This window comes from Paenarthrobacter sp. NPDC056912, from assembly GCF_042786555.1.
Classification (GTDB): Bacteria; Actinomycetota; Actinomycetes; order Actinomycetales; family Micrococcaceae; genus Arthrobacter.
Window position 1 is genome coordinate 150,157 of the sequence record NZ_JBHUCD010000010.1, and the last position, 20,771, is coordinate 170,927.

23 protein-coding genes are annotated in these 20,771 nt (G+C 63.7%); 13 read left to right on the forward strand and 10 right to left on the reverse strand.

The genetic code is table 11. From position 1 onward, the window contains the following. Window positions 1-4 precede the first annotated feature (4 nt). The 3 genes from ACFRJ9_RS12870 to ACFRJ9_RS12880 all read right to left on the reverse strand — a co-directional run bounded on the left by ACFRJ9_RS12870 (window position 5) and on the right by ACFRJ9_RS12880 (window position 4,989). Window positions 5-2,284: a family 78 glycoside hydrolase catalytic domain gene (locus tag ACFRJ9_RS12870; RefSeq protein ID WP_377668390.1), complete on the reverse strand. Its 2,280-nt coding sequence runs from the start codon at window positions 2,282-2,284 to the stop codon at window positions 5-7. A gap of 63 nt (window positions 2,285-2,347) precedes the next feature. After that, complete coding sequence (locus tag ACFRJ9_RS12875; RefSeq protein WP_377668393.1) at window positions 2,348-3,619, reverse strand: glycoside hydrolase family 1 protein; 1,272 nt, start codon at window positions 3,617-3,619, stop codon at window positions 2,348-2,350. A 41-nt stretch (window positions 3,620-3,660) separates the two neighbouring features. After that, window positions 3,661-4,989: an MFS transporter gene (locus tag ACFRJ9_RS12880; protein ID WP_377668396.1), complete on the reverse strand. Its 1,329-nt coding sequence runs from the start codon at window positions 4,987-4,989 to the stop codon at window positions 3,661-3,663. A gap of 190 nt (window positions 4,990-5,179) precedes the next feature. On the opposite strand from ACFRJ9_RS12880, the gene ACFRJ9_RS12885 reads away from it, so the two are divergent. Then, a complete protein-coding gene (locus ACFRJ9_RS12885) occupies window positions 5,180-5,791 on the forward strand; it encodes a TetR/AcrR family transcriptional regulator (RefSeq protein ID WP_377668398.1) in 612 nt (203 codons plus the stop codon). A 54-nt stretch (window positions 5,792-5,845) separates the two neighbouring features. Further along, complete coding sequence (locus tag ACFRJ9_RS12890; RefSeq protein ID WP_377668400.1) at window positions 5,846-6,232, forward strand: nuclear transport factor 2 family protein; 387 nt, start codon at window positions 5,846-5,848, stop codon at window positions 6,230-6,232. Here the strand turns inward: ACFRJ9_RS12890 and ACFRJ9_RS12895 are convergent. Together ACFRJ9_RS12895 and arfB are read right to left on the reverse strand one after the other, a co-directional pair. Beyond that, a complete protein-coding gene (locus tag ACFRJ9_RS12895) occupies window positions 6,229-6,633 on the reverse strand; it encodes a RidA family protein (RefSeq protein ID WP_377668402.1) in 405 nt (134 codons plus the stop codon). The genes ACFRJ9_RS12890 and ACFRJ9_RS12895 overlap by 4 nt on opposite strands. A 46-nt stretch (window positions 6,634-6,679) precedes the next feature. Beyond that, window positions 6,680-7,099, reverse strand: a complete 420-nt coding sequence (gene arfB / locus ACFRJ9_RS12900; protein ID WP_377668404.1) for an alternative ribosome rescue aminoacyl-tRNA hydrolase ArfB — start codon at window positions 7,097-7,099, stop codon at window positions 6,680-6,682. Window positions 7,100-7,203: 104 nt separating this feature from the next. Here arfB and ACFRJ9_RS12905 point away from each other — a divergent pair, with 104 nt between their 5' ends. The 5 genes from ACFRJ9_RS12905 to ACFRJ9_RS12925 all read left to right on the forward strand — a co-directional run bounded on the left by ACFRJ9_RS12905 (window position 7,204) and on the right by ACFRJ9_RS12925 (window position 12,349). Continuing rightward, window positions 7,204-8,028, forward strand: coding sequence for an ABC transporter ATP-binding protein (locus ACFRJ9_RS12905; RefSeq protein ID WP_377668407.1), 825 nt, complete (start codon window positions 7,204-7,206; stop codon window positions 8,026-8,028). Window positions 8,029-8,054: 26 nt separating this feature from the next. Continuing rightward, window positions 8,055-9,035: an ABC transporter substrate-binding protein gene (locus ACFRJ9_RS12910; RefSeq protein WP_377668409.1), complete on the forward strand. Its 981-nt coding sequence runs from the start codon at window positions 8,055-8,057 to the stop codon at window positions 9,033-9,035. Between the two features lie 10 nt (window positions 9,036-9,045). Continuing rightward, complete coding sequence (locus ACFRJ9_RS12915; RefSeq protein ID WP_377668412.1) at window positions 9,046-11,184, forward strand: iron ABC transporter permease; 2,139 nt, start codon at window positions 9,046-9,048, stop codon at window positions 11,182-11,184. A gap of 70 nt (window positions 11,185-11,254) precedes the next feature. Beyond that, complete coding sequence (locus tag ACFRJ9_RS12920; RefSeq protein ID WP_377668414.1) at window positions 11,255-11,650, forward strand: hypothetical protein; 396 nt, start codon at window positions 11,255-11,257, stop codon at window positions 11,648-11,650. 84 nt (window positions 11,651-11,734) lie between these two features. Next, entirely contained in the window at window positions 11,735-12,349 is a 615-nt protein-coding gene (locus tag ACFRJ9_RS12925) for a dihydrofolate reductase family protein (protein ID WP_377668417.1), read from the forward strand. A 13-nt stretch (window positions 12,350-12,362) separates the two neighbouring features. On the opposite strand, the gene ACFRJ9_RS12930 is transcribed toward ACFRJ9_RS12925, so the two are convergent. From ACFRJ9_RS12930 to ACFRJ9_RS12940, 3 genes are all read right to left on the reverse strand, one after another. After that, entirely contained in the window at window positions 12,363-12,782 is a 420-nt protein-coding gene (locus tag ACFRJ9_RS12930; RefSeq protein WP_377668420.1) for a hypothetical protein, read from the reverse strand. A gap of 124 nt (window positions 12,783-12,906) precedes the next feature. Further along, window positions 12,907-13,599, reverse strand: coding sequence for a DUF4386 domain-containing protein (locus tag ACFRJ9_RS12935; RefSeq protein WP_377668422.1), 693 nt, complete (start codon window positions 13,597-13,599; stop codon window positions 12,907-12,909). Beyond that, window positions 13,596-14,168 carry a hypothetical protein gene (locus ACFRJ9_RS12940; RefSeq protein ID WP_377668424.1) on the reverse strand — a complete coding sequence of 191 codons (573 nt, stop codon included), beginning with the start codon at window positions 14,166-14,168 and terminating at the stop codon, window positions 13,596-13,598. Before ACFRJ9_RS12940 ends, ACFRJ9_RS12935 begins: the two co-directional genes overlap by 4 nt. A gap of 92 nt (window positions 14,169-14,260) precedes the next feature. On the opposite strand from ACFRJ9_RS12940, the gene ACFRJ9_RS12945 reads away from it, so the two are divergent. The 3 genes from ACFRJ9_RS12945 (at window position 14,261) to ACFRJ9_RS12955 (ending at window position 15,851) form a co-directional block, all read left to right on the forward strand. After that, the gene (locus ACFRJ9_RS12945) at window positions 14,261-14,932 is read left to right on the forward strand and encodes a TetR/AcrR family transcriptional regulator (protein WP_377668427.1); all 672 of its coding nucleotides are present in this window, start codon (window positions 14,261-14,263) and stop codon (window positions 14,930-14,932) included. Between the two features lie 77 nt (window positions 14,933-15,009). After that, window positions 15,010-15,492: a pyridoxamine 5'-phosphate oxidase family protein gene (locus tag ACFRJ9_RS12950; protein WP_377668430.1), complete on the forward strand. Its 483-nt coding sequence runs from the start codon at window positions 15,010-15,012 to the stop codon at window positions 15,490-15,492. A 5-nt stretch (window positions 15,493-15,497) separates the two neighbouring features. Further along, window positions 15,498-15,851, forward strand: coding sequence for a TraR/DksA family transcriptional regulator (locus ACFRJ9_RS12955; protein WP_377668477.1), 354 nt, complete (start codon window positions 15,498-15,500; stop codon window positions 15,849-15,851). Here the strand turns inward: ACFRJ9_RS12955 and ACFRJ9_RS12960 are convergent. After that, window positions 15,848-16,111: a hypothetical protein gene (locus tag ACFRJ9_RS12960; RefSeq protein WP_377668479.1), complete on the reverse strand. Its 264-nt coding sequence runs from the start codon at window positions 16,109-16,111 to the stop codon at window positions 15,848-15,850. The genes ACFRJ9_RS12955 and ACFRJ9_RS12960 overlap by 4 nt on opposite strands. Before the next feature lie 146 nt (window positions 16,112-16,257). On the opposite strand from ACFRJ9_RS12960, the gene ribA reads away from it, so the two are divergent. Together ribA and ACFRJ9_RS12970 are read left to right on the forward strand one after the other, a co-directional pair. Next, window positions 16,258-18,108 carry a GTP cyclohydrolase II RibA gene (gene ribA / locus ACFRJ9_RS12965; RefSeq protein ID WP_377668433.1) on the forward strand — a complete coding sequence of 617 codons (1,851 nt, stop codon included), beginning with the start codon at window positions 16,258-16,260 and terminating at the stop codon, window positions 18,106-18,108. 46 nt (window positions 18,109-18,154) lie between these two features. Beyond that, a complete protein-coding gene (locus ACFRJ9_RS12970) occupies window positions 18,155-18,766 on the forward strand; it encodes a carboxymuconolactone decarboxylase family protein (RefSeq protein WP_377668435.1) in 612 nt (203 codons plus the stop codon). A gap of 21 nt (window positions 18,767-18,787) precedes the next feature. Here ACFRJ9_RS12970 and ACFRJ9_RS12975 read toward each other — a convergent pair whose 3' ends face one another. Then, the gene (locus ACFRJ9_RS12975; protein ID WP_377668481.1) at window positions 18,788-20,041 is read right to left on the reverse strand and encodes an MFS transporter; all 1,254 of its coding nucleotides are present in this window, start codon (window positions 20,039-20,041) and stop codon (window positions 18,788-18,790) included. Window positions 20,042-20,271: 230 nt separating this feature from the next. Between ACFRJ9_RS12975 and ACFRJ9_RS12980 the strand changes: the two genes are divergently transcribed. Beyond that, window positions 20,272-20,766 (forward strand): hypothetical protein, encoded by a 495-nt coding sequence (locus ACFRJ9_RS12980; RefSeq protein ID WP_377668437.1) that lies wholly within the window; start codon window positions 20,272-20,274, stop codon window positions 20,764-20,766. Window positions 20,767-20,771 lie beyond the last annotated feature (5 nt).

A 20,771-nucleotide genomic window follows, 5' to 3' on the forward strand; every position in this document is an offset into this window, starting at 1 on the left:
TCAATCATTGAAAGCTGAGCTTCGCGATCAGCGCGCTCCTGCTGTGGTGCCCCGGACCGAGGATTTCGTCGTCAGTGCCTGGTAGCCGCAGGACAGCCTCGCTGCCATCCGGCACCACCGCAGAAATTTCGAGGAGACCTTCCCTGAGTTCCCAGCGAACGGACGTCAGACCGAGTGGAGTTTCCAGGCTGGTTTCGGCCCATTCGAGCCCGCCTCCGGGCTGCGGGGCAAAAAGGATGCGGCTGTAGCCAGGCTCCAAGGGTGACAACCCGCCGATAGTGCGGTGCATCCAGTCCACCACTGCACCGAGAGCGTAGTGGTTGAAGCTGATCATCTCGCCGGGGTTGATGGTGCCGTCCGGCAGCATGGAATCCCAGCGCTCCCAAATAGTGGTGGCGCCCATGGTGACGGAGTAGAGCCAGGACGGATTCTCCGTTTGCAGCAGCAAACGGTATGCCTCGTCCAAGTGGCCTGTGTCGGTCAGTGCGTCTGTGACGAACGGAGTGCCCGCGAAGCCAGTGGAGATGCGGAATCCCGACTGTTCCACCAGTTCGGCCAGCCGGTGACCAGCGAATGTCCGGTCTGGCTCGGCAAGGATTCCGAAGACGATTGCCAGCGCGTAGACGGTGGTGCAATCGCTGGTGATGACGCCGTCGCCGGAAACGTAGTGTTCCGTGAAGGCTGCCTGCAGCTCGTGGGCCATCGCGCCGAACTCGGCAGACGCATCGTCGTCCCCAAGGACGTCGGCGGCCGCTGCCACGAGCGAAGCGGAGCGGAACGCGCACAGAGTCGCCACCACGTGCTTGTCGGCCTTCGCCGCCCAAGGCTGGTCCGGGGAAGCATCGGGATCCAGCCAGTCGCCAAATTGGAAGCCGGTGTCCCACAAGCCGTTCGGTGACAGTTTGCTGCGGAGCCGCCGGGCGTGCCCGGTCATGGAGACGAATTGCTCCTCGAGTACCCGTCGATCACCGTAGGCATTCCACAGAGCCCACGGTACCCACACAGCAGCGTCGCTCCACACAGCAGCGGTGTCCGGGGCACCGAACTCAGCCGGCTGTTCAATGTACTTCAGGACATTGGGCACCACGAAGGGGACCAGGTCCTCGTCGTGGCTCTGCTCCAGGGCAAGGTCCCGAAGCCAGTCCCTCAGGAAGTCGCGGCTGTCAAAAAGGAACGCCGCACTCGGCGCGAAGGCCGAAAGGTCACCTGTCCAGCCAAGGCGCTCGTCGCGCTGCGGGCAGTCGGTGGGAACATCCACGAAGTTCCCTCTCATACCCCACACTGCGTTTTCGTGAAGCCGGTTGAGGAGGGGATTAGACGTCCGGAACGTGCCGATTCGCCTCATGTCCGAACAAATCACGACGGCGGTCAGCCCGCCGCTGCGCAATGCTTCGGCGCCTCCGGGCCAGCCGTCAACTTCCGCGTAACGGAAACCGTGGAACGTCAGGGTCGGCTCGAAGACATCCGCTCCGCCAGAGAGCGTGAAGCGGTCGGTGGCTTCCGCCGAGCGCAGGGGACGGGTACCCAGTTCGTCGTTTTCCAGCACTTCTGCGTGGCGGATGGTCACCACATCTCCGGAAGCGCCAGTCACCGAGGCCCTGACCCAGCCCACGAGATTCTGGCCGAAATCCACCAACACCTTGCCGGTGGGCGATGTCCAGACCTTCACTGGCTGCAGTTCCAGCTGGCGCCGAACGGGAGGTCCGATGTAGGGCTCGAGGCGGCTGAGGTCGTCGTCGAGGACGCGCACCCCGGACCAGTGGTCTGCGGCGAAGCCGGGGGCGTGCCACGCGTCGTCGACACGTCGGGCATCGATGGATTGCCCGTCGTAGAGGTCATTGGCCGTGGTGGCCGATGGCCCGGCGGTCCACGACTCATCGGTGCCGATGACCTGTTCGTGGCCGTCGGCGAACCGGACCCGTAACTCGGCGAACCCACCAAGCTCCTCACCGTAGTACTTCGAACCACCCGACCACGCCAGCCGTCCCCGGTACCAGCCGTTTCCGAGCGCAAGTCCAATGACCGTCGTCGGGCCTATCAAGTCCGTGACGTCGAGTTCGCTGGACCGGACGCGCCATTCGTAGCTGGACCAACCCGGCGTGAGCAGGTCTTCGGAGGCGCGCCGGCCGTTGACCCATGCCTCCACCACGCCGAGTGCGGACAGGAACAACGTGGCGGACACAGCATCGCCATGCCCTTGTTCCAGCCGGAATTCGCCACGCAGCAGTGGTGCGCCGTCATAGTCTTTGTCCGCGGTGATCATGCGGGCGTGCCAGGTAGTCATCAGGGAGGTCTCCAGGGTTGTTAAGGATTCGGTTGCAGTACGGACAGGATCAGTCCGGCCGGATTATGCCGGCTGGATTGCGAGGTCCAGCGAGGCACCGTTGCTTTGTGCCACGCCACCGAGCCAATGGGCGCTCTGCTTGGGAGTGCGCTCCTGCGTTGTCCGGTCCACGGCGATCAGGCCGAACTTGGGAACGTAGCCAAACACCCATTCGAAGTTGTCGAACGCGGTCCAGGCGATGTAACCGCGAACATCGATGCCGTCCGCCAAGCAGGACGCGACACCCGCAACAGCCGTGCGAAGGTACTCGAGCCGTTGGTTGTCGTCTTCGGTGGCCAAGCCGTTCTCGGTGACGATGACCGGGATCTGCGCAATACGCGCAGCCTCGCGGATGGTCGCTTCCAGGCCTTCGGGGTAGATTTCCTCACCCATCTGGTTGGTGGGGACACCGTCTTCGGCGTGTACGAGGCCGTCAGACCCAAACACCGTGCGTCCGTACGTTTGTATGCCCACAAAGTCGTCTCCCCGGGAGGCTTCCAGGAAACGCTCGTTGACCTCTCGGCGGATACGGTCCGCATTGGCTTCTCCGCCCGGCGCGGCGTGAATGTCCGTGTTGGCCAGGGTCCAACCAACCATCAGCTCGGGGTAGCGGGCCTTGATCGCATCGCGTCCGGCCTGGTGCGCCGCGAGCTTCACGTCGAAGCCGGCGGTGGAGACCGTGAATTGGAAGGGAGCAACCCGGGCTGCTTCGATGTTGAGGCGCTCCGCGGCGGCCGCCCAGATGGGCACCTCACCACGGCTTTCCGCAGGACCGCCGCCGATGCCGATTTCCTTCAGCAGCCAGGGAAGGTTGGGTTCGTTCAGCGTGCAGGCGACGCCGATCAGGTCACCAAGGTGCTCCGTGACGTGGTCGCAGTAGCGGGCGAAACGCTCCGGCGTCGCTTCATCTTCCCAGCCACCGGCTGCAAGCAGCCACAGCGGTGACGTGAAGTGGTGGTAAGTGACTACCGGCGTCAGGCCCCGCTCGTGGCATGCCTCCAGGACGCGTCGGTAGTGGTTGAGTGCCGCCGTCGAGAACTGTCCTTCCTCAGGTTCGATCCGCGCCCATTCCAAGGAGAAGCGGTAGGTGCTGAAGCCGAGGCTCGCGATGAGTGCGATGTCCTCGCGGTAGCGGTGGTAGTGGTCGATCGCGTCGCCGGAGGGCTCAGCGAAGATCGTGCCGGGCAGTTGCTCCAGGAACCAGGTGTCGCTGTTGACGTTGTTCCCTTCAACCTGGTGGGCGGCGGTGGCTACTCCCCAGAGGAAATCATGGGGGAAGGACTGTGAGGTGGTCATGTGTTTCCTTTTTTCGAGGCTTGTGATGGGTTTCCCGCTGGTCAGCGGACGCCCTTGATGAAGGTGACAGTGAGGCTGCCTAGGGCACACAGCGCGGCGGCCGCGAACCAGAGGAAGCCATAGTTGTCTCCGGTGCCGATGGCCAGGATCGCCGGGGCAGCAGCGGGAACAATGATGTTGGGGATGCTGAGGGCCAGGCTGAACACCGCCATGTCCTTGCCGGTGTCCCGGGCATCGGGGAGAACCGCTGCGCACAGGGCGAGGTCTACGGTGAGGTACATCGCCTGACCCATGGCGAACACGATCCAGGCCACCATGAACTGTGCGAAGGATGACGCCGTGGCGCCGATGACCAGGGCTGTCGCCATGAGGAGCGCGGCGGCGATGACGAACGGCTTGCGGCGGCCGATCTTGTCCGAGAGCCAACCGGAGGCCGTGAAGAAGAGGATGCTGACCGGAGCCGAGATCAGGGTCAACGTTCCCGCGCTCTTTCCGGCCTCGGCGATCGGCATGTGCAGTCCGTCCATGAGGAAGAAGATGAAGTAGGCGAACAAAGCAGTCATGGCAATGCCGGCGAGGAATCGTGAGACCCAGGCCCAGGCGAAGTTGGGATGTTTGCGCGGATTCAACAGGAACGACTTCGCGAGCCCCTTGAGGTCCAACGGCGGTAGTTCGGCGCGGGTCTTGGCGGGATCCTTGTAGAGCACCAGAAGCGGGATGGTGCAAACAATCGCCAGCAGGACGGGGACGCACATCATGAACAGGGGAGCGTCGACCAGCCAGGCAGCAAGGTAGGAACCTGCCGACATCGCCAAGGCCCCGAACATGCCCATGGCTCCCATGACCCTGCCACGCCTGTTGTCCGGGAGAGCTTCGATGGGAATGACGCTATAGGTGTTGAAAGCCGCTTGGGCGCAGACCAAAGCCACAATGTAGGCCGCAATGATCACAGGCGTGGAGGGTACGGTGCCAATCACGGCAGCTGCCAGCAGCGCCGGAACCAACCCGCCGATGATCCAGGGCCGCCGCCGGCCAAAACGGCTTGCCGTGCGATCGGACAGTGCGCCCGTGAGCGGGATGGTGACTATCAACAACAGTGCGCTGATGGAGACCGCCATCCCGTAGCTGGTCTCCTTGCCCGTTGGATCAACCACGGCCAGCCGAAGCGAGAGTGCCGTGCCCAGCGTCAGGCTCATGATGTACATGCCCAGGGCGGCGATGAGAACCAGTGCCATGGTCTTTTTCGGGGACGGCTGTGCGTTCGGCAGGACGCCCGACGGCGTTGGAACGGCTTGTGTGCCGGACGCGCCGCCGAGTGATGCGGCTCGTGCAGGGTCAATGACCTGGGTAGTGGCGTTGGGGTCACCCATGAAAATCCTCCTTTGGATTAGAGCCGACGTTGGCTCTCTGTGACCGGTGCTGAAGGCACTCACGGGACGTTCCGCAATGCCTTTCATGCAAAGGTAGCCAAACTTTGACCACATTGGAATACTTTCGGACTGATTTCTTTACCAAAGTGGAAAAGAAACTTGGTAGCCTCATGTCAAAGGAGGTCTTCACATGGATCAGGAAACCCGCGGGCCAGGCAGGACAGGGAAGCGCGCGCCCTACGCGAACGGGGCCAGGAAGCGTGCCGAGCTCGTGGAGGCCGCCTTTCAGGTGTTTGCGGAAAAGGGGTACCTTGGCTTGTCGATTCGCCAGATCGCCGAACACGTAGGCACCAGCCACACGGCGCTCCTGCACCACTTCGGGAGCAAGGAGGCCTTGCTTGAAGCAGTGCTCGTCCTGCGCGAGGAGCGGGAAGGGCCGTGGCGGCAGGAGCTCATCAGCGAACGAGGTTTACTCGAAACCGTGCCTGCAGTCATGCGCCACAACGCCGGGATCCGCGGCGTGATCCACCTCGACGCGACGCTACGGGCGGAGGCTATCAGCCCCGATCACCCGGCCCACGAATTCCTGCTGCGGCGCAACCAGGATTTTGTTGACTCGGTGCGATCCGAATTGGACCGTGAACTCGCTGCCGGACGCCTGCGGGAAGGCGTTTCGCCGCACGTCGTGGCCCGCCAGATCACCGCGCTGGTTGATGGCATCCAACTGAGCTGGCTCTACGACGAGTCGGTGGACATGGCCGAGCATCTCCAGGGATTCATGGACCTGATCAAGAAGGGCTGATTTCGCCCCTGGAATCCGTGGTGCGCTCCGGCCCCCAGGAGGACAATGCGGGTTATGGGAGAACAATCCGTCAATGAAAACGTGGTCAAGCGTCTGATCGAGTGCATCAACGCCCGGCAGATCGAAGTCATGGACGAGCTTTTCCATGACGATGCGGTCATGCATTGGCCCCAATCCGGGGAAATCGTGCGCGGCGCCGAGAACCGTAGGGGCATCTACAACGCCTTTCCACAATTGCCCACCATCACGCCCCGCAGGCTGCTGAGCGGCGGAAACCTGGTGGTGGCCGAGGCGTCGTTGGACTACGGCGGGCCAACGTACGAGACGGTGTTCATTTTCGAGTTCCGTGACGGCAGGATCGCAAGGGAAACGGCCTACTGGAGTGACGCCTTCGAGGCGCCGGAGTGGCGTTCGGAATGGGTTGAGATCAGCGGCGCTTAGCCCCGTTCCACGGCGGCTATCGCACTGATCTCGACCAGCGCACCTGGCACTCCCAGCCGGGCAACGAAGGCGGCAGTCACCAGTGGCGGCTCATCCGAGGCGAGCTCGGACGCGATCGCCCCGTATCCCGCCGCGAGATCCGCGCCCTCAACGAAGAGCACAGTCCATTGCACTACGTCGCTGATGGTCGCTCCGGCCGCCGCCAGCGCAGTTTTTGCGTTCTCGAGGGCCCGTGCGGACTGAACCGCGGCGTCGTCCACCCCGATCAGGGAGCCGTTGGCGTCCACGGAGTTTTGGCCACCGACGTAGATCGTCGTGGCGCCGGGCGGGACAACGGCGACGTGGCTGAAGGCCGGGCTGGAGACGAGGCCGGGCGGGCGGATTCGTTGTATGGGTGCCATGACTGTATGGTCCCACCGACGGCCGCCGGTCAACAGGGGAGCACGGCTACTCGGCGGCAGGGCGTCGTCGTTGTTGTTTGGTTGCCGACCGCTGTTCCTTCGCCACGCGGTGACGGCGGGCGGACCCGCGAGTCGGCTTGGAAGCGCGGCGGACGGATTCAGGGACAAGTCCTGCCGTGATGAGGCGGCCGAGCTTGGCCAGGGCGATCTCCCGATTGCGCAGTTGCGAGCGCTCCTCGGAAGCTGTCACCGTGATGACTCCTGCGATCAGCCGGGGTCCCAGGCGCTTGAGCAGCAACTGCCGTTGTTCGTCCTCCAGGGCAGTGGACTCGGCGACGTTCCACAGGAGTTCCACCCGGCTGTCGGTGGTGTTGACGTGCTGGCCGCCCGGGCCCGATGAACGGGAAAACCGCCAGGCGAACTCCGAGGCGGGAATCGTCAGCGAGGGCGAGATTTCCAGGTCCATGAAACAAGCCTCGCACGTCGCGGACAACCATGTGCGGACGCTGTCGGTGACATCCACAGACACGTTTTTAGAAATTAGGTAAGCCTAAGCTAATCTTTCATTTTGTGATTGAACTGAGTGAACTTTCCGGGCTTGAGGCCACTGACCTGGTACTCCGTTACGGGGACAGGGATGTGGTGCATGGGGCAGGCTTGCGGCTGGAACCGGGCCGCATTGTTGCCCTCGTAGGCCCGAACGGCAGTGGCAAGTCCACGCTGCTGCGTGCGCTGGCCCGGTTGCATGAGGCAAAGTCCGGTACCGTAACCGTCAGCCCGGCGGAAGGGGAAGCTGCCGACGCCCTCCTAATGAAGCGCAGTGACTTCGCCCGTCATGTGACGTTGCTCTCGCAGAGCCGCCCGGTGCCACACGGTTTGAGCGTCCGAAACGTCGTCGAGTTTGGCCGCCATCCGTACCGCGGACGGTGGCGGGCGGCCGATCCCGAGGGACCGGCCGCCGTCGAGCGTGCCATGGACCTGACTGGCGTGGGTGACCTCGCCCAGCGCGGCGTCCATGAACTCTCAGGTGGCCAGCTGCAGCGTGTTTGGCTGGCCAGCTGTTTGGCGCAGGACACGTCAGTGCTGCTGCTCGATGAACCCACCAACCATTTGGACCTCCGCTACAAGGTGGAAATCTTCGATCTGGTGTACGACCTCGCCCGCATCCACGGTGTGGCAATCGGCGTGGTGCTGCACGACCTCGACGAAGCAGCCGCACTGGCCGACCATGTGGTGGTGCTCTCCGAAGGCCGTATTGCCGCTGCGGGGCCAGCCCACGAGGCACTCGATGCCGCGCTTCTCAGCGAGGTCTACTCAATCCCCATCGTTACCCACACCGATCCGCTGACCGGCCGCCTGCGCACCCGCGCCGTCGGACGGCACAGCGACAACTAACCCACCCCCCCAACGAAAGGGACCCCGTGTCCATGAAGATCCACAAGGCCCTCGCCGCAACCGCCGCCTTGGCAGTCCTCCTCACCGGTTGCGGCACAACCGAAGGCCCCGCAAGCTCCGCGTCAAACACGGCCGGCAGCGGAGAAGCAGTGACCTTGACTGACGCCCGCGGCATCGAGGTCAAGCTCGATAGCCCGGCCAAGCGTGTCATCGGCACGGAGTGGAACGTGGTGGAGAACCTCACCACCCTCGGCGTCATGCCCGTCGGCGTGGCTGACGTCAAGGGCTACACCGCCTGGGTCACGGCAGGCAAGCTGAACAGCACCCCCACTGACATCGGAACCCGCAACGAGCCCAGCTTCGACACCATTGCTTCCCTCGATCCTGACCTGATCGTCGCCACCACTGACTTGGCCGAGCCCGTGATCAAGCAGCTCGAAGAGCTGGCCCCCGTGGTGGTGGTCAAGTCCGCCGACGGCAGCCGCCAGATTGCCCAGGCCGAGGACAACCTGAAGCTCGTAGCCAAGGCAACAGGCACGGAGAAGAAGGCCGAAGAAGCCATCGCCGCCTTCGATACCGCTGTTGCCGAAGGCAAGGCCGACCTCGAAAAGGCCGGCCTCGCAGGCTCCCGCGTGGCGTTTGCTGACGGCTGGGTTGCTGACGGCAAGGTCTCCATCCGACCCTTCACCAAGGGATCCCTGCTCGCTGACATCAACACCGAACTCGGACTCGTCAACCCCTGGACTGTTGAAGGCGATCCCGCTTACGGCCTGGGTTCCACCGACGTCGAAGGCCTGACCGCCGTCAACGCCGACCACTTCGTGTACATCACCAACAGCGCCGATGGCGATTTCACCGAACAGCTGACGGATAACGCAGTGTGGAAGTCGCTTCCGTTCGTGGCAGCCGGCAAGGTGCACCGCCTCTCCGACGGCATCTGGATGTTCGGCGGCCCTGCCTCGATGACGCAGTACGTCGACGCAATCGTCGCGTCCCTGACCAAGTAGGTCCCACGGCATGACCGACACTGTGAAGAGGCCCGCCATGACCGTACCCACGGCCGTGGCGGGTGCTCCCGTACCCGCATCGGCGATTGGACAAGAGTCCCCCCGTCGTCCCGGACCGCTCCTGGTGGCTGGCTCCGGCGTGGTCCTCCTGGCACTGTTTTCGTTGATCCACCTCACGCAGGGAACGGCCGACGTCGGCCCTCTCGAGTTGCTCGGGCTGCTCACCGGAAGCGGTTCCGACCAGGAAACCGCAGTGTTGGTCGCCTCGCGCATCCCGCGACTTTTCGCCGGCCTGCTGGTCGGCGTCGCCTTGGGGGTGGCCGGCGCAGCATTGCAGTCGGCCACCCGCAATGTCCTCGCTTCTCCCGACACCCTGGCGGTCAACGCCGGAGCACACTTTGCCATCGTGGCCATCGCTGCGTTCGGGCTGACCCTTCCATCACTTCTTTCGGGAGGCGTCGCCTTCATCGGCGGCCTCGCCGCAGCCGTGCTCGTGCTGGCGTTGTCCGGCGGAGGCGCCAACGGCAATGGCGGCCCGATCCGCCTGGTCCTGGCCGGTACCGCATTGGCATTGGGCCTGCATTCGGCCACCAGCGCGCTCCTCCTTTTGTTCAGCCAGGAGACTACTGGCCTCTATGCCTGGGGCCAAGGAAGCCTGGCCCAGTCACGCACCGATGAGCTGGTTCAGTTCACGCCCGTAGTTCTCTTGGCCATCGCCGGGCTGTTCCTCCTGGCCCGCAGGCTGGACCTGCTGGGATTGGGCGACGACGCGTCCCGGCTGGCAGGCGCGGATCCGCGCCTTGCCCGGGTTGGCGCCGTCGTACTTGCCGTTGTCCTATCCGCAGCAGCGGTGACGATCGCCGGTCCGATCGGATTTGTGGGCCTTTGCGCCCCCGCGATCGTGCGGCTCCTGGCGTCGCGACTTCGTGGCCTGGGCCGGCACCGGGCGCTGCTGCCCATTTCCGGCCTGGCCGGTGCTGTGGTTGTCATCGGCGCTGATGTCCTGGTCCGTGGACTTTTCGGTGCGCAGGCGGGCGTGGAAGTTCCCACCGGTGCCGTCACTACGGTCTTCGGTGCCGTCTTCCTGGTGATTCTGGCCATGCGGATGTCCGACGCCGGGCTCAGCGTGGCAGGCGATGCGCTGGCACGGTTGCGTTCCCGCAGGTTCTTCCTCACTGTTTTGATCGGGCTCCTGGTCCTGCTCACGGGCTTACTGGTGGCAGGAGCCCTGCTTGGCGACGCGAAACTGCTGCTCGGGGACCTGCTCAATTGGCTCACGGGCCAGTCAGGAAACCGTGTCAGCGCTGTCATGGGCACCCGCATGCCCCGCGTCCTGGCGGCAGTCCTTGCCGGTGCCGCGCTTGCCTTGGCCGGCGCCCTCATCCAGGCGGTGTCCCGGAACTCGCTGGCTGAACCCGGCATTCTTGGGGTGTCCGGCGGTGGCGGGCTCGCGGCAATCATTGTGATCACTACCGTCCCGACTGCAAGTTCCTGGGTTGTCACCGGCTCCGCACTGGGGGGAGCAGCTCTTTCGGCATTGCTTGTCTTCGGTTTGGCGTTCCGTGGCGGGCTCCAGCAGAACCGGCTGGTGCTGATTGGCATCGGTGTCTCTGCGGGATTGGCTGCGATGATCACCGTTCTCCTGGTGAGCACGGACCCCTTCAACCAGACGAAGGCCCTGACCTGGCTGTCCGGGTCCACCTATGGCCGGAATTTTGCCTCCGTCCTGCCCACGTTGCTGGCCCTTGTGCTGGCGTTACCGGTGCTGGCGGGAATGCGCCGGGATCTGGACTTGATTGCAGTAGATGATGACTCGCCACGGGTGCTTGGCATTGGACTCTCCGGCTCCCGGCTGCTCCTGCTTACGGTGGCTGTGCTGCTCACGGCGGGTGCTGTTTCCTCCGTGGGCGTGATCGCCTTCGTGGGCCTGGTATCACCACATGCAGCCCGGACCCTGGTGGGAGCACGGCACTCGCGGGTCCTCCCGGTGGCAGCACTTATTGGCGCCTGCACTGTGGTTTTCGCGGACGTGATCGGCAGGACCGTCATCGCCCCGGCGCAGATCCCTGCGGGCATCATGACGGCACTGGTGGGAGCACCGTACTTCGTCTACCTGCTTTGGCGTTCCAGGGTGGACCGGGCGGGCTGAACCGCTGGACTGCCAAGGGCATCGTGTTCATCTCTGCGCCGTGTTCATCCCCTGCGCTTAGGATCAACTTATGGCCGGTTCCGTGGATGTCCTCGGCCCCATTCTGGAAATGATGACCTGGGTGGGGTTCGTCCCGGGTGTGCCCCTCCTGATCAGTGCCTGGATCATTGCCAGGCGCCGGTGCCGGTGGGCCACCGCGGATGCAGAGCAATTCGCCGCCGGAGGATTCCTTGGACTGCAATGGGTGGATCAGGCGAACGAAGAACAAAAAGTACTGCTGGATGTCGCCGCCAGGGACGGGAGCGTCGATTCGCGCTCCGTAGTGGTCCATTACGATGTCTGCCACCCCTCCCGATGCTCGCTCCAGCCACCGCGCCACGACAATACCGTGTTGATTCTGGGCTGGATCCTCACCGGTGTCGGGATAGTGAGCACCCTCGGGGGATTCGTCCTTCTCCTCCTCTAACCTGGACCCCTTGAACGCCCGATCGGTCCGGGGCTAGCATTTCGGCGCACGGTCAAAGCGCACGGCTAAACCGAGGAGACAGCAATGAGTGAGACGACCGCAACCTTGATGGTGGACCTGATCATTTCCCTGGACGGCTACGCGTCGGCCGAAGGGTGGCCGGGATGGTGGGGGCTGGAGGGGCCGGAATACCTGGCGTGGCTCGAGGAAGAGGGGAAGAAGGATCTCACCACCCTCATGGGTGCGAATACGTATCGGGTGATGGCCGGCCTGTCGGAGCAGGCTTCCGGCGACGACTCGGGATTCTCCGAGGAAGAAGGCGCCAGTTTGACCGGCCTTGCCGCCATGCCCAAAGTCATCTTTTCATCCACGCTGAAGGAACCTCTCGCATGGCCCAACTCGGAGTTGATCGCCGGGGACGCGGTTGAAGCCGTGAGGGAAATGAAACAGGCACGCACCGGTACGCTCAGCACGTTGGGCAGTTTGAGCCTCTGCCGGTCGCTGCTGGCCGCGGGACTGGTAGACAGATACCGGCTGGTTGTCTTTCCCGTGATCACCGGAAAGACCGGGCGCGAGCGCATCTATGACGGGTACCCGGATGTTGCCCTGGACATGGTGGAGAGCCGGACGTTCGACGGCCGGCTCCAGTTGCTTGAGTATGTTCCCCGCGTCATCGACGCTCCGCTGAAGAGGGATTGATGCGGCGGTTCGGCTAGGCCACTTGCTTGGCGAAGAGGGGCGTCAGGCAGTCGGCATAGTGCGCCATTGTTTCTTCGAAGGTGAACAGCTGGCGGCCAAGGACGTCGGTGGCATCAATGGCGTCTTCGTCTGACGGTCCCGCCAGGCAAAGAAGAGGTTCCAAGCTGGTTCCGTTCCCCGTCAGCGTTGCGATGCCCCACCGGTGACCGGGTTCGGTGACCTCGATGTCTGCGGCGTCAAACATGTCGCGGAGGACGTACCTGGTGACCGTCCTCCATGACTGGACGAACGGTGGCCGCAACTGTTCAACGAGTTCGTCATCATTGTTTTCGTAGGCGGTACGGAGTTCGGCGGCGAGCGCGTCCCACTCCCTGGCGTCGCGAACCATCAGGTGCCCCGCCCGGAGCCGGGCAATTGTTTCGTTCAACGTCATGGTCAGTCCCCAAACTTCCTGTCGTTCCGGTGTCCGCCGGAGGCGGGTCATCACTAGGAAGAACGGGCGGAGCGACTACAAGATTCCCGTCCGACGACGGATTTTCTCGAGCACCCCTGGCACTTCAGAGCAGCAGGAACACGCCCAACACCACCAGCCACAATGACCACACAATGTAGGTCACAGGCGTCAGGGCCGCGGCCAGTTTCCAGCCCTTCGGCTCGAATGTCCCCACGAATTCAAGGGAGCACAGTGCCAGCACAGTGCCAACTGCGACGCCCGCAATGCCGAGCCACCCGGGAACAGTGCTGCTTTGCATGACGGCAACGCCTGCCAGGATGCTCCATGCGCCGCTGAGCAGGTACCCGAGGTGTTCGCCGACAGCTACTCCCAGGTAGCGGTTGAAGGACTGGAAGACCACGTCGGCCGCTTCCTTTCGGGCTTCGGAGGCGTTGGGGTCGGTGGCCGTGCGGGCGAGGTAGGGCACCAGGAACGGCCAACGGATAAGTCCAAGGAACTGCACGACGGCGGCCAGTACGCCTGCCGTCGAGCCCAACGCAAGCAGCGTGGGATCAGCTCCGGGCAGCGCACCGGACAGCAGGACTGCCGCTGGAGCCAAGAGCACCGCTGTCATCGCGAAAGACCACCACAGCAGCACCAGGCCGGACCCGCCGTCGCGGAAGCGCTGCAGGATTTCCTGCGTTGGCCTGCGGAGGATGTCCGGGTAGTCGAACCGGGACGCCAGAGCGGCGAAGGCAGCGTTGAACGCCAGCGGCAGGACGATCAGCAGTACACCCGCCGCCACCCCGGCACTCACAGCTGGTTCCCGGCGGCATGTCCGATGCCGGCAGTCGCCGCCGGGGAAGCGGCGGGGTGGTTGCGCTTCCCCAGAATGCGGCGAAGGACCAGGGCTGTGATGACCGTGACCACCACTGCGCCGCTGGATCCAAACGCGATGTAGCCGTGGTCGGCGTCAACGATGACATTGGCGGTGATCGCCCAACCGAGCGCCCAGGCGGGGCTTACCGTTGCGGTCCACAGTGCGGCAACCCGCCAGCCTCGCATGAAGGCAAGTCCCTGAGCCAGCCCTACGCAGGCCCCGGCGATCAGTCCGGTCGTAGCCAGGGCCGCTACCGAGGTCGACGATCCTGTAGCGACGGCGGCCAGGGCGCTGCCGGCTGACATGCCGATGGTGCTGCCCAAAATCCATCTCCAACTGACTGCGGGGCGCAAAGCGAGCCATTGGGCGGCGCCGATGACAGCGCCGGCAAGGACCCCCGCGATGGCCGCGCTCAGCGGATTCCTGACCGGACCGAGGAGCTGGAAAGCAAGCCAGCCGCCCAAGGGGAACCCGAGCAGTGAGGGTGTCCAACGTAGGAATGACATGAGATCTCCTGGGGGAAAGAGTGATTGTGTACGTTGTACGTTACGCTTAGTGTACGCTGTAAACAATAGGTTCCTGAGGGAAAGTTGAGAGCATGCCAAAAGCAGTTTCCGCAGCCCGCGCCCGGCGCCCCCGCAACTCGCTGACTGTCGAGGAGATCCTGGATGTGGCTGAAGCTGTTGCCGCCGGCGGGATCGAGGCGCTGACTATCCGCGCGGTGGCCAATGAGTTGGAATCCTCGCCGATGGCCCTCTATCGCTACTTCGGCACCAAGGATGAGCTGGTGGATGCGCTGCTGAACCGCGTACTGGGGCGCATGGAGCCGCCGCTGGAAAGTGCCAGTTGGATCGATGACCTGGGGGCGTTCGCCCGGAATCACCGGGAAATGCTGAGCCTCCACCAGTGGGCCGTCACGGCCTTGTTTGCCCGTCCTGCACCGGGCCCCAATGCCCTGCCGATCGGCGAGTGGGCGTTGCGGATCCTGGAGCGCGGCGGAATTGAAGGCGACGAGGCGGTGGCGATCTTCAGTGGCATCATTGGCCTGAACTACGGCTGGGCGTCCTTTGTGGTGGCCCGTGCCGGGGGCGCGGGGGATTCCTTGGCCGAGGACTTGGTGTCCCCAGGTGTCGCGGAGGCTTTCCCGCTCACAGCTTCGGTGGCCGTGCCGATGAGTCGCTACGGCAGTGTAGAGCACTATGACCTGGTGCTTGGCTATCTGCTGGCAGGGGTGCTGTCCACCTCGGCCCCGCCTGAACCTGGCAAATAGAACCTAGTAAATAAGGTGGCTTACTAATAGGCTGGCGAGCGGGGATCCACCCCCCTCGAGGACGGACGGAGCCGGGAATGGCCGAAGAGCAGGCAATCAACAAGGTCGTGGACATCATCAACGACGCCAAGATCGGCATGCTGACCACCATCAACGAGGCCGGCGCCCTCGTCAGCAGGCCGTTGGCCGTTCAGGAGGTCAGGGACGACGGCGACATGTGGTTCTTTACGGGGCTGGGGACTTCGCAGGTCTCCCACGTGCGCCAGGACCCTCGCGTCAATGTTTCCTTTGGCAAGAACACAGAGTGGGTATCCGTCGCGGGCACCGCCGAGGTTGTCACGGACCGGCAGAAGATCCACGAGATGTGGAATCAGGTGGTGGAGGCGTGGTTCCCTGACGGCCCGGACACTCCTGAGGTCTGCCTGCTGCGCGTTGATTCGGAATCGGCGGAGTACTGGACGAGTCCGGGTGGAACGGCTGCAACAGTCCTTCAATGGGTCAAGTCCAAGGTCACGCACTCCCGGTTCAGCGTGGGGGAGAGCGGCACAGTGGAGCTGTGACCGCGATGGTTGACGTGGGACGGTTTCGCGGCCTCCTGGAGGAGGAGCGTGATCGCAAACTCGAACTTGTGGAGTCACTGCAAAGCGATATTCGTTCGGTCAACCTCGCCCGACAGGACTCCAATGTGGATGATGAGCATGATCCCGAGGGCAGCACCATAGCTTTCGAGCTTTCCCAGGCATCCGCCCTCCTCGATCAAAGCCGGGCGGGATTGGAGCAGATCAATGCGGCCTTGGAGCGGATTGCGGCCGGCGGTTATGGCCGGTGTGAAATCTGCGCAGCAGCCATTCCGGAGGGGCGGCTGGAGGCCCGCCCGTGGACACCGTTCTGCGTGGAGCACGCCTCCGGAAGAAGTTAGCCCGCTGCCATTCCGGGCGAGACGGGGACAAACTCTATGCCTTGTTGCATCTTCTTTTGCGGTCCCCGGGAGAATCCCTTCGCGTCCAGGTTGTTACCCGCCCGATAAGCAGCCAGGGCTTGGTCGTAGATCTCGTTGAGCCGGCGCCCGGTGAAGGTTTCCTGGGATCCGTCGTCAAAGATTACGGCGATGGACGCACTCGCCGGGAAGTGCCTTTTCATGCGGATGAATCCTTGCGAATCCTGCTGTACGGAGATCATTGCTGCCACGCTTTCGAAAGAGGGTGCCTCAAGTCTGGCCCATCCGGCGTCGTTCCTGGTCATTTAGTTGCAGAGTCAAGTGATGGCCTGTACCGTAACTTGAAGCTTCAACTAATAAAGTCCATGCCGAATATCGAGGACGTTTCATGACCGCATGCCTGGAGATCGCACCGCACTCCGATTCCGTGCCCACAGCCTCCGTCCGGAGCCAGGTCAGCGTCCCGCTCCGCTTTGCGGACGGATTCTCCGCCACCGTAGAAGTGCTGACCTTCCACGGCCTTGCCGACGGCAAGGAACACTTGCTCCTGGCCCTGGGGCCGTGGGAGCAGGCGCTGCTTGGCGGAGCTTCAGCAAGTAACAGCAACGGGCCGCTGGTTCGCCTCCACAGCGAGTGCATGACCGGAGACGTGTTTGGCAGCGAGCGTTGCGACTGCGGCCCACAGCTCCGCGAAGCCGTGGAGAAGATCGCCGGGGCCGGAGGGTTCCTGCTGTACCTCCGCCAGGAGGGCCGCGGGATCGGCCTCTATTCCAAGCTCGATGCCTACGCACTGCAGGACACGGGACTCGATACTTACGATGCCAACATTGCCCTGGGTCATGGCGGGGACGAGCGCGACTACACCGCGGCAGCACAAATGCTGGAAGCACTGGGCGCGGCACGGATCCGGTTGCTCAGCAACAACCCGGACAAGGCTTCCCAGCTTACGGAGCTGGGCATCGAGGTAAGCGAGCAGGTTCCCACCGGAGTGCATCTCTCCCGGGCCAATGAGCGCTACCTTATGGCCAAACGCGACCGCACCGGACACACGCTGGAACTTCCCGAAGCAACCGGTGCCGCCGTGCCGGGCCATGAGGAAATGATCGCCCGTGTTGAGGCTTTGCTCCCGCGCCTGCGAGGGCGCGCCGAGGAGGCAGAGCAGTTACGGCGACTGCCGGACTCCACGGTGGAGGACCTGAAAGGGGCGGGGGTCTTCCAGCTGCTGGCGCCCAAGGGCCTTGGCGGCCACAGCATGGGCGTGGAGACCTATGTTGAGGTGATAAGGCGGCTGGCACGCGGGTGCGCATCGACTGCTTGGACTGCCGGACACCTGATAGAGCACGTCTGGATGCTGGCGCGCTGGCCCCGGCGCGTCCAGGACGAAGTCTTCGCCAACGGTGCCGCCCCCTTGGCGGCCGCCACCGGCGCCCCGGTCGGAGAGGCTGTCAAAGTACCGGGCGGGTTCTCCGTTTCGGGCCATTGGAGCTTCGCTTCCGGTGTCATGCACTCTGAGTGGGCGCTGCTGGCTGTCCAGTGTGAGGGCAAACGCCTGCAAGCAATCGTACCCGTCGCAGGACTTGAACTGCTGGACGCGTGGCATACTGCCGGATTGCGTGGCACGGGCAGCAACGACCTCCGGGCCTCGGCCCTTTTCGTCCCGGAACACCGTGTGATGGACTGGCAACTCCTGAGCGCAGCAAACAACCCTGGCAGCCGGATCCACCAGGACCCCATGCTGCACACGCCCATGGCCACGTTGCTGAACCTCGTTGCACCCTCCACGGCCCTGGGCAGCGCGGAGTATGCGATCGACCTTTTCCGGGAACAGTTGTTGGTCCGAAAGGTCAAGAACACCACCGAGTTCCGCCAGGCAGATTCCGCACTTGCCCAAGCACGCTTTTCCCAAGCGTTTGGCCACGTGGCCACCGCACGCCTGCACTGGAAGGAAGCCGTACAGGCCGTGGCTGCATCGCAACAACGATCCGACGCACAAATGACGGAAGAGGAAAGGGCCACATACCGCTTGTCGCTGGCCCTGAGTGGTCAGGCGTCGGAAGAGGCTGTTCGGATGATCGCCTCCGCCTCAGGCGGCAGCGCGCACCGGTTGTCGCATCCGCTGCAGCGCATTCAGCGGGACGTCAACGTTCTTCTGAACCACCCGACGCTAAGCTTCGATCCGATCGTGGAGCAGTCCGGCAGGGGGTTGCTGGGCCTCGGATTCACGGCCCCGTCGTTCTAGCTGACCATCATTTACAAACCGGGGAGGCAGGGCCACAATAGCCGGCATGTCCATCCTCAACGTGCCGTCCGAAGCCGAAGCAACCGGCCTGACCGCTGAAATTTACCGTGCCGATATCACTTCAATGGGCTACGTTCCAAGCCACACCAAAGCCATGAGCTTGAACCCTGAGGCGCACCTGCTCTGGGAATCCCTCACGCAGGCCATCAGTTCCTCGCTGGGACTGCGGCGCTACGAGCTGGTGACCCTTGCGGCCGCCCAAGCCATCGGTTCGTCCCACTGCAGGCTGGCTCACGGGAAGAAGACGCTCACTATCATTGATGAAGATCAGCTCATCGCCATTGCCCGGGTCTACCACCACGCCGGCCTGCCGCCTGAAGAGGTCGCCATGATGGACTACGCCGTGAAACTCAGCACGGATGCGGCAGCAATGAACGACGACGACGCGCAGCAACTTCGCGATAGCGGCTTCAGCGACCGCGAAATTGCGGACATCACACTCGCTGCCGCGGCGAGGAACTACTTCAGCCGCGCCCTCCTTGCGTTGGCAGTGGACCTCGACGTTCCTACGGGAGTCAGCACCGAACTTCAGTCGGCGCTGCTGACGCCGCTGCCGGGCGACGGCGGGCAGTCCGCCGTCGAGCCCTCTGCCGGCTAGTACAAGTAGTCCGTCGACCCGCTACGCCGGAGACGGCGACGTGCTGGAACGGTCCGCCGTCGCGTGCTGTTTTCGGCTCGCCAGCAGGAACGGGACCGCAATGAGCTCGATGACTCCGGCCAGGGCCAAACTGGTGGGGTAACCGTAAAGATCGGCACTGCGGCCCAGGAGCGGCTGAACCACCACACCGCCGCTGGATCCCATGAGGGAATCGAAGCTCAGCACCGTAGCGCGCTGTTTGGACGGGATCATGTCGTTGACATACGCCTGCCGGACGGGAGTCGCTGCCGATCCCACTACGGCCCACAGGGCCAGCAGCACCAAGGCAAGCCAGAACACCCGGGTGAAGCCAAGCACCAGCAGGATCACGGCGCCCACCAAGCCGCCAAGAATCAGTACCGACGTGCGTTTATGGAAGAGATCGCGCGCATGCGGTGCCAGCCAACCGCCCAGGATCTGCGAACCGGCCACGATGGCGGCAGCCAGGCCGGCAACGGAATAGGCTTTGGGGTCGCCGAACAGGTCCAACAGGAAAGGTTGGAGGGCGTAGAAGACATAGATCCCGACGCCGGCACTAAAGGGGGCGGCGAGCATCATGTATCTGACGGGCGGATTCTTCAAACCGTTGTCGATCGAAGCGGTGAGTACAGCGCGGGTTGCCTGGAGCGGGTGGGTTGAACGCTCAGGCGAGAACCCGACGTCGTGCATCAACCCGAACGCGACAGCAAACATGGCCACCAGCACTGCCACGCGCAACAGGAATGGCACACCAAGGTTGGTGGCCTGGGCAATCACACCGCCTGCCACGGATCCCACCAGCATCGCCACGCCCTGCACCATTTGTCCGCGCCCGAGCACCGTCTCGAGTCCGCCTTCATAGCCGGAGAAGCGCAACGCGTCCACGAGCCAGGCCTCCACGGCGCCGGAGAAGAACGTAAATCCGAGGCCCAGGAGAACCGACACTACAGCCCACATCCAGAATGGAGCCGTGATCTGCCAGAGCAGGTAGTACAGGTAGGTGGATGCTGCCAGGGTCACTGTACCCAGCAGGAATGAGACCCGGCGGCCCCAACCATCGGCGATCACCCCCGTGGGCACCTCGAACAGGACCATCCCGGCCGTGAAGAAGGCATTGGCAGCAAAGGCCTCGAGGTTGCTGAGCCCGGCATCCAACAGGAACAAGGTGTTGATGCCCCAGATGAAGGAAGCCGCAACGGTATTGCCGAGCGTCAGCGTGAGGTAAACGCGTTGGATCTTGCGGGCGGCTTCATTCATGGTTTCGCCGCCCCCGGCCGTGCGAGGAGGGACCACCAGCCCATTCTCGTCCCGTTTGCCGTCCGCCGCCAGAGGAACCGGGGCCTGGGACGCCCTGCTACGCAACCCACCGGAGGCACTGATGCTCCAATGTTCCGTGACTCCTTGCCGCGGACACCCGCTGGGTCCATAATTCCCTTGATTCAGGTAGCAATCCGCTGCGGTGTGCTCATGGGCGAGAGGAGCACAAGATGACGTTCTCGGGTGCCGGTCCCGGGCTGGAGGACCAACGTGACCTGAGCACGGTACTTGCTCGGCGTGCCCTTGAACGGGCGGCCCCGGATGAACTGATGTTCTTTGACGAATCCGCTGCTGAGTACTTCGCGGACCGCGGCAAAGCACTCAGCGGGGACAATCGTGATGAAACCCTCGGTTTTGGCATCGAGCTGGCTCTCTTGGCACCCTTCGCCCTGGCCGTGGCGGAATACCTGGTGGGGCTTGTGGGCGATCTCTTCGCCGACGCAGTCAAGGACGTCGCCAACCCAAGGATCGCTGCGGTATTTCGACGACTGGTGCCCTCGGGCTCGTCCCGGGACGGTAGCAAGACAGAGGACTTCACGCGTGAACAGCGGCAGCAGGTGTACCAGGCTGCACTAGCTGAAGGCGAACGGCTCGGACTCGAGGCGTCCACAGCCACGTTGCTGGCGCATGCCATGGTCGGAGCCCTCGATGTCCACAACAGCTAACACCC